Origin of the sequence: Marivirga sp., from assembly GCF_024636815.1 — a bacterium.
Classification (GTDB): domain Bacteria; phylum Bacteroidota; class Bacteroidia; order Cytophagales; family Cyclobacteriaceae; genus Marivirga.
Genome location: NZ_JAGXGF010000156.1, coordinates 1 through 8176, shown reverse-complemented (window position 1 = coordinate 8176; position 8176 = coordinate 1). Strand labels below are relative to the sequence as shown.

Annotated in this window: 9 protein-coding genes; 3 read left to right on the top strand and 6 right to left on the bottom strand. The window is 34.4% G+C overall.

Annotated features, from left to right (window positions below; all coding sequences use genetic code 11):
• Nucleotides 1-136 precede the first annotated feature (136 nt).
• The 5 genes from Q0L29_RS11400 to Q0L29_RS11380 all read right to left on the bottom strand — a co-directional run bounded on the left by Q0L29_RS11400 (nt 137) and on the right by Q0L29_RS11380 (nt 3609).
• Complete coding sequence (locus Q0L29_RS11400; protein ID WP_296621750.1) at nt 137-340, bottom strand: helix-turn-helix transcriptional regulator; 204 nt, start codon at nt 338-340, stop codon at nt 137-139.
• A 3-nt stretch (nt 341-343) separates the two neighbouring features.
• The gene (locus Q0L29_RS11395; protein WP_296621748.1) at nt 344-865 is read right to left on the bottom strand and encodes a hypothetical protein; all 522 of its coding nucleotides are present in this window, start codon (nt 863-865) and stop codon (nt 344-346) included.
• A gap of 53 nt (nt 866-918) precedes the next feature.
• Nucleotides 919-1497 (bottom strand): YceI family protein, encoded by a 579-nt coding sequence (locus Q0L29_RS11390; protein WP_296621746.1) that lies wholly within the window; start codon nt 1495-1497, stop codon nt 919-921.
• Between the two features lie 233 nt (nt 1498-1730).
• A complete protein-coding gene (locus Q0L29_RS11385; protein WP_296621744.1) occupies nt 1731-3020 on the bottom strand; it encodes a hypothetical protein in 1290 nt (429 codons plus the stop codon).
• 31 nt (nt 3021-3051) lie between these two features.
• Entirely contained in the window at nt 3052-3609 is a 558-nt protein-coding gene (locus Q0L29_RS11380; RefSeq protein WP_296621742.1) for a YceI family protein, read from the bottom strand.
• A gap of 410 nt (nt 3610-4019) precedes the next feature.
• Between Q0L29_RS11380 and Q0L29_RS11375 the strand changes: the two genes are divergently transcribed.
• The 3 genes from Q0L29_RS11375 to Q0L29_RS11365 all read left to right on the top strand — a co-directional run bounded on the left by Q0L29_RS11375 (nt 4020) and on the right by Q0L29_RS11365 (nt 7598).
• Nucleotides 4020-4949 (top strand): ABC transporter ATP-binding protein, encoded by a 930-nt coding sequence (locus Q0L29_RS11375; RefSeq protein ID WP_296621740.1) that lies wholly within the window; start codon nt 4020-4022, stop codon nt 4947-4949.
• 18 nt (nt 4950-4967) lie between these two features.
• Nucleotides 4968-6293, top strand: a complete 1326-nt coding sequence (locus Q0L29_RS11370) for an ABC transporter permease (RefSeq protein WP_296621738.1) — start codon at nt 4968-4970, stop codon at nt 6291-6293.
• Nucleotides 6294-6542: 249 nt separating this feature from the next.
• On the top strand, nt 6543-7598 hold the full coding sequence (locus tag Q0L29_RS11365; protein WP_296621737.1) for an endonuclease/exonuclease/phosphatase family protein: 1056 nt from the start codon (nt 6543-6545) through the stop codon (nt 7596-7598).
• Between the two features lie 5 nt (nt 7599-7603).
• Here the strand turns inward: Q0L29_RS11365 and Q0L29_RS11360 are convergent, their stop codons facing one another.
• Nucleotides 7604-7942 carry a hypothetical protein gene (locus tag Q0L29_RS11360; RefSeq protein ID WP_296621735.1) on the bottom strand — a complete coding sequence of 113 codons (339 nt, stop codon included), beginning with the start codon at nt 7940-7942 and terminating at the stop codon, nt 7604-7606.
• Nucleotides 7943-8176: the final 234 nt, after the last annotated feature.

Sequence of the window (8176 nt, the reverse complement as noted above, 5' to 3'; positions counted from 1 at the left end):
TTTTCAAAATCTTCTACAATTTTTCGCTTGAACTCCTCGGTAAATCTAACCCTGTTCCTGATGCGTTTTCCCGTTTTTATCATAACTTTAATCGGTTAAAAACGGTCAACTTATTTCAGGGAATGACATCTTCGTTTTATTCTCTGAATTCTAATAAATCACCAGGTTGACAGTCCAGTGCTTTGCAAATGGCTTCCAGCGTGGAGAAACGTACAGCTTTCGCCTTTCCAGTTTTCAAGATGGAGAGATTGGCAACTGTTACCCCAATTTTATCGGCTAGTTCTTTGGATTGCATTTTTCGCTTGGCCAGCATCACATCTACATTTACGATTATCGGCATGGCCTAAACAGTTAATTCGTTTTCTGTTAATAATCGGTGACCTTCTTTGAAAACCTGAGTTAAAATAATAGCACCAAATGCCAAAAACACATAATTCAATTCGATGCCGATACCTATTTTATCTGGGCTTAGCTTAATAAATTTTACAATAACAAGAAGAACTGATAATTGGCTGATTTTATCAAAAGCCTTAATATTATCTTTGGTAAATGTTTTGAGACTGTGAATATTCTTTACAATATCATTTCCATATCCCAGAATATTAAAGAGTAAAACAAGAATTATAAGGTTTTGCAATACAATGAAGAAAGCTAGCCAAGGACTAATTGTGGTTAAATCTATAATGTTAAACCCGTCTTGATTTGACACTAGCTCTTGTGATTCAACAATTAATTTATCCAATGAAAGGCTGTTTGTGAAGGAGCCTATAAAAATTAAAATTTGAAGTGATGCAATTACCGCAATTAAAACTCTAACTATTTGCATGATAATCGCACTTGCCGATAGAATGACATTCTTTTTCATAGCTTTAGGATTTAATAATCGTAAAACTATATTAAATTATTGATAAACAATAATTATTTATCGTAAATATTCATTTCAATTTTAAATTCCACTTCAATATTTTCATTGACTTTTACCATTCCAAAGAACTTCTCAGGGGGTTTCAAACCGAAATCTGTTATGCATAATTCCATTTTAGAAGTACTGGTTAATTTGTTATGATGAATGGCATTATCAATTTCAACAACATAGGATTGTTGCTCTCCAGCCATCTCAATCATGATATGGGCTGTCCTATTATTGGTAATCTTTTTTAGCTGAAAAATTATAAAAGGATAATTTTCATATTCTAATAAATCATGAAAGTCATCCGTCATTTGTGGATTGGGGCATTTGAAGTTGAGAACTTTAAGGAAAAGTGCCTCATGTTGAATTTCGATATTATTTCCATTTTTTATAAGCGTAACTTCAATCTGATTTTCAGGTAGCCTTGCATTATAACTGCAATTGAAACTGTTAACATTTGTAGTTCCATGAATTTCAACATAGGAATTTTGGGTATTAATTTTTACAACCTTCTTGCTTACTTGTCCCAATACAACTGAACAGTTGAAGAAAGAAATCAATAAAATATGTAAAAATAGAAGCTTCATATTAATGTAGTTGGATGATAAGTTACATAAAATTTAAGATTGTATAGAGGCTAATGGCATGACTCTGATTTATGAATTAACTTTTCCAAAGTCGGGATGCTTTTAATTTTTAATAGGCTCATGGATTTGCTACTGATTTTAGCAGGTAAAACTTTGGAAAAGGTTTTTTTTGTATTTAAAAAAAGCGATGAAGCTTTGCTCCACCGCCTTTCACTAAACGAGCTGCTCTATGATTAGAAACTAATTACAGCCTCCAACATTAAACCTTTGAATCCAGCTCCATCATATCTGCCACCATCATATGCAGCACCAGTATATTGTTGGTTTACATATTCTACTTTAGTCATGACATTGTCAGTTAAGAACCAACCACCACCAATGTTCAATCGGTTAGTATCCAGCCCGTCTCCATCTGCTGATTTTGAACCGCTTACACTGTTGTAGCGTCCGCCGATGTAGTATCTTTCATTAGCGCCAAATCTGTAAAGTGCCTCAGCAGCTATTTGAGTTAAAGAACCATCGTCAGCTCCTTCTTTCAGTCCACTTGCCACTTCATAAATTCCGAAGAATTCAAAGCCACCTGCTTTAATGAATGGGTTAATTTGAACTGCTGATATTTTAGAAAATCTAGGGTTAATTCGTGGGTCAGCAAATCCACCACCTGCTTTTACACCTGCCGCATCATTTCCTACAGAATACATCACATTGTAGTATCTTGCTCCTGCTCTGTCACCACCGTATAAGTAACCTCCGTTTGAACCTGTGTTTACGTACCAACTACCAGTTAAACGAGCTCTGAAATCATCACTGATTTGTTTGTCAAATCCTAACTTAGTATAAAAGGATGCTTTATTATCACCAGGTGTTGGGCTTTGATTTAATTTACCGTTGGTAACACCTATTACTGCAATTAGTCCATTATTTTGGATGGTTACTTCACCAAAAGCCTCAGTAGAAAATGCATCCATGATATAGTTACCTACAAAAGGATTATAAATTGCTCTGGCATTATCACTTCTTCTAAAGTGTGCATCTCCATAATTGAATTCATCTAGCCCTATTGTTATGGAAGTATATTCCATAATACCTTCCATAAAGCCTTCACTGATAAAGTCTAATTTATCTATTTGCATGTGACCACCTTTAATCCAAGCCTCATTGTGGTGACGAGAAGATAGGTAGGTTCTTAAGTGCATTCTTACACCATCATATAATTGAACATCCAAATTCAAATTAGCTGTAGGCAAGTTGAAATTATTACCTAATTCAATCAATTCATATCCAGAACCAGCTTCAGCGTTATTACTTTGACTTAAGCCCTGAAATTGCATGGCAAAATCACCACCTACTCTTACTTTTACGCCTTCGTATTCTACTGTATCAGCTTTTGAAGTTTCAAATACATTCAAGCCCGGTTGACCTACCGGTCTGAAAAACTGCAAGTTTCTGCCGTCCTGTGCGATAAGCACTTGGGCAAAGCCCATTAAAAGGGCAATCATCGTGAATCTTAAAAACGTTTTCATGGTTTTCTTTATTTAAATTGTTGTTTTAGAATTATTTATATTGAGCGTTAAACTTAATTGTAACTTGATCTCCTGTTTTAATGGTACCGAATACCGCAGTAGGAGGGTCTATTTCAAAGACAGACATATTGAATGTAATGTCTCCTTTGAAGGCTATTCCATTGCTTGTGTCTGCAGTCACTTTCATATTGACTATTTTACTTACTCCACCTATTGTTAAAAGACCTTTTGTGTCCATGGTGGCAGTGTTTCCGTCAACTTTCACATTATCCATGGAGCGGAATTGATATTTAATCACTGGATGATCATCGGCTTTCAAAGCTTCATAAGTGTTATCATCCATTGCAGATTTCCCACTCTTTAAACTTTCCACCGGAACATTAAAGCTTAAGCTATTGATAGTTTGTAAAGCATTGTCTTCAATTTTTACATCTGCTTTACCATCGAATTGCTCAGCTTCGATTGTCCAATCATGAACAGTTGAAGTTCCGTCAATGCTTAGTTGAGTATTACTTTCGTTTACTGTTAATTGCTGACCGTACACCATGGGTGCAAAAATCAACATCATTATAATCATTAAATTTCTCATAGCTTTTGACTTTTTAATTATGATGTAAAGGTGGCAGGTAAAAGTTGGCTAAACCATGACCTAGGTCATGATAAAGTATGATTTGTTGCCCTGGGGCTAATTAAAGGCAATCTTCATAACTTTCTGCCATTAATTGCTAGGGTGGAATATTTTGAAAAGATATGTCAAGAATGGAAAACGCTATTTAGATTTTTAATACCCTATTGAAACCTGGGTTAATAAAAAATTAAAAATTTATTTATGGAAAAATTCAGAAATAATTAAATGAGGACTTTTTGACTACTCAAAAAACTTAAATAAGTTTTAGCTATTGATCTAGATTACCATCCATCATAATAAGTATACAATTAAAAATTACTTTATTGCACTTTTGAATTTTTAAAATACATTTGTAAAAAATAAATATCAACGTGCATATACTTACCGCAAAGAACCTCAATAAGACATTTCACGAAAATGTTGCTCTTCATAATGTCGATTTAGAAATCCCTAAGCAATCTATCTTTGGCTTGCTAGGCCCTAACGGAGCGGGGAAAAGTACTTTCATCAGAATCGTCAACCAAATCATTAATGCCGATTCAGGGCAAATCCAAATCAATGGAGAAAATTTGGCTTCAAAACATATTGGAACCATTGGCTACTTGCCGGAGGAAAGAGGACTATACAAAAAAATGAAAGTGGGCGACCAGCTTTTGTATTTAGCGCAGCTTAAAGGGCTATCCAAAAAAGAGGCGGTTCAGAAAATTAAAGCTTGGCTAGAGAGATTTGAAGCTTCCGATTGGTTGAACAAAAAAATCGAAGACCTTTCTAAAGGCATGCAGCAAAAAGTGCAATTTATTTCTACCGTAATGCACGAGCCAGAACTCATCATTTTAGATGAGCCATTCTCTGGTTTTGATCCTATTAATGCTAGTTTAATAAAAGACGAAATCCTACGCCTAAGGGAAAAAGGAAGTACTGTTATATTCAGCACACATCGAATGGAATCTGTAGAGGAAATGTGTGATTATATTGCCTTAATCAATAAGTCAGAAAAGATTTTGGATGGTGAAAAATCTAAAATCAAGAATGACTTCAAATCTAATCAATACTCATTAGTGCATAGAGGCAATGGAATATCTACTAACGATACTTTTAGCTTGGAAAAGAAAGCAGAATTAGGCGAGGGACTGCAGCAATCTACGCTGAAATTATTATCAGGTGCCTCATCCAATCAGCTATTACAGGAATTAATCAATCAGAAAGTTGATATTGTTTCTTTTAAAGAGGACATTCCTTCTATCAATGACATTTTCATTCAATTGGTAAAAGGCGAAAATCAAAATATTCCCACTTCATAACCTTAAAATAACGAACACATGAGTAAGATCGGCTTAATAATTAAAAGGGAGTTTGATAGCAGAGTTAAGAAAAAAAGCTTTTTGCTTGCAACCATTTTAGTGCCCCTATTATTTCCTGCCATTATTGGTGGAATGATCTATTTCGCAATTGAAGAATCCAAAAATGCAGAGCAACAGAAAGTTTATGTGTTGGATGAAGCAGGAACTTTCAACTTCGAAAATGATAAAAAATATGCTTTCGAAGAATTAAATTTAAGTCTGGAAGAAGCCAAGACTATCTTTACTGAAAGTGAGGCATATGCCCTTTTATATTTCCCTGAATTTGAATTAGCAAATCCTGAGGGGATCGTAATGTATGCTAAAAAGAACCCCAGCCTGCAGGCCAGTTCCTATTTCGAAAACCAAATCGAATCACAAATTAGAGATCAGAAATTAAAAGAAAGTGGAATCAGCGAGAAAGAAATGGAAGGTCTGAAAACCAACATAAGCTTAAGCACCATAAACGTCTCAGACTCTGGAGAGGAAAAAGCAAGTAGTGCAGGTGTAGCTTATGGAATTGCTTATGCGTTCAGTTTTCTGGTATATATGTTTGTACTCATTTATGGAACGCAAATCATGCAAGGAGTGATTGAGGAGAAATCTAGTAAAATTGTAGAGATTATAGTTTCTTCTGTAAAACCATTTCAACTAATGCTAGGCAAAGTAATTGGTGTAGCATCCGTTGGTTTACTTCAATTTGCGATTTGGGTAGTCCTGATTTTCGCGCTTTCAGCAGGAGTTTTTGCAATGTTTGATTTGAACCCAGCTGATATGCAAACTGCTCAAGAAAGTATGTCGGGTATGAACGGAGGCTCAAATGCACAGGCCATGATGGAAAACTCTAAAGCAGGTGAAATCCTTAATATTGTTTACGATATCCCTTATGCTTACTATATTTCAGTTTTTGCCTTTTTCTTTATAAGTGGGTATTTACTTTATGGGGCATTGTTTGCAGCTGTGGGTTCAGCTGTTGACAATATTACAGACGCCCAACAGTTTACTATGCCGATCACTATGCCCATGATTATAGGTTTTTTAGGAACTTTCATGTTTGTAATGCCTGAACCTGATGGTAATGTCAGTTTTTGGCTATCCATAATCCCATTTACCGCTCCTGTTGCCATGATGGCTAGAGTTGCTTTTGGAGTTCCTGCCTGGGAATTAGCATTGAGTATGGGATTAATGGTAATTGGCTTTGTTTTCACTATTTGGATGGCAGGAAGAATATACAGAATTGGAATATTAATGCACGGAACCAAAGTGAATTATAAAACATTGCTAAAATGGGTAAAGACAAATAGTTAGGGCTTGCTTAAAAACAGATTATATAACAAAAATGAACTTTACACCTTTTTTGGCAGTGATTATTAAGTAATAGTTTTTCAACAAGTGCATGCCTTTTTAAGGTAAAAGCCCAAATTGTTTGCACTAGTTAAGACCTAAAGTAAAGTTATCAATTTTTAGTACTCTCATTAATGGCAAATTAATTCATGTTTAAAAGATTGGTAGTTAATTTTTGGCTACCTTCAATCAAAACATGATAAAAGTCTATTGATGGATATTCTAAATATCGTAATTTACATTTTGGGAGGTTTTCTGATTTTGATCAGTTCACTTCCCTTAATTCGTCATGATTATTGGACTTTTAGAATCTTTGAATTCCCAAGAGCTCAAAAGTGGGTTTTAAATCTCGTATTTTTAATTGCATCATTTATCATTTTTCCATCAGATGATTATTTTTCATTTGGTTTTATATTCTTATTGATTGCTAATCAAATCTATTTAAGCTATCAAATTTACCCTTATTTACCAATTGCTAAAAAGCAAATGGATTCTGTTAGCCTGAATAAAAAACCTAATATCAAACTTTTGATCGCTAATGTATATCAAGACAATCAGCAATGGGATAAGTTAACTAATATGGTTAAAGATGAACAAGCTGATATTGTTCTTTTGGTAGAAACTAATAAATGCTGGAAAGATAAGTGTTGTGCTGCATTTGGGGCTGAATATCCTTATCAAGTTTTAGAGGATAGGGAAAACACCTATGGTATGCTTTTATTTTCTAAATTAGAATTGAAAAATACGCAAATTCATTATTGGATTAAGAATGAGCTTCCCTCTATAGAAACTGATATACAATTGGAAAACCGTTTTATTAAACTGTATGCTATTCATCCTGAGCCCCCAGTTCCTTCTCAAAATCCAATGTCAACCGCAAGAGATGCTGAAATTTTATTGGTAAGTCAAAAAACGAAAGCTGACCAGATGCCTACTATCGTTGCCGGGGATTTAAATGATGTCGCCTGGAGCTATACCACTGATTTATTTTTAAAAACCAGCGGACTTTTAGATCCCAGAAGGGGTAGAGGATTTTTCAGTTCTTTTCATGCGAAATACCCTTTGTTTCGTTGGCCACTGGACCATGTATTTTGTTCAGGACATTTTCGTTTACAGAAAATAAGAAGAATGGAAAGTATAGGCTCCGATCATTTCCCAATATTATTGCAATTGCATCTGGCAAAAACGGATGATGACAGTGATGAATTAGAGGTAACAAAAGACGAGAAAAAACTATCTAAGGAAAAAATTGAAAATGGACTGGATTAAGAATGTTAATCTAACTCTTTTTCGAAATTAAATAGATAAGTATTAAGTTGACCTTCTGGGTTTTTATGTGAAAGTTCAATAATCAATTGATCTTGAGAAATTGATTTAACTTGCATGAAACAACCATCTTCCCGGTAGAAATACCCATCCTTAACTGAACCAACCAGCTCAAAATTACATATACTGGGCCAAAATTGATCTGCATCCCCCGTTCTTGAAATTAAATTCTCAGATATTAATAGTGAGAAATCCAAGTTCAAAAATTCTACTGTTATTTGATTGACCGCACTTGTGCAATTCCATCTACCCTGTATTTCTTCCAATAGGTTTTGATAAACTTCCATTTTAATCTTATTCTTTTCTTAGTAAATACTTTCTGTTTTTATTACCGAAGTGATCCATCTTTCTTTTAGTAATAGAATTCTTATTTCCGATTAAAAAATTGGATGGTTCAGTTGTAGGTTGAAATAAATCGATAGAAAGAGGAAAACTCGAAATACCAATATTGCCCGGTGAGTTCATAGGAACCCACCAGAAGGCAATAATTGATATAACTAAGAAAAACTTCATCCCCTAAA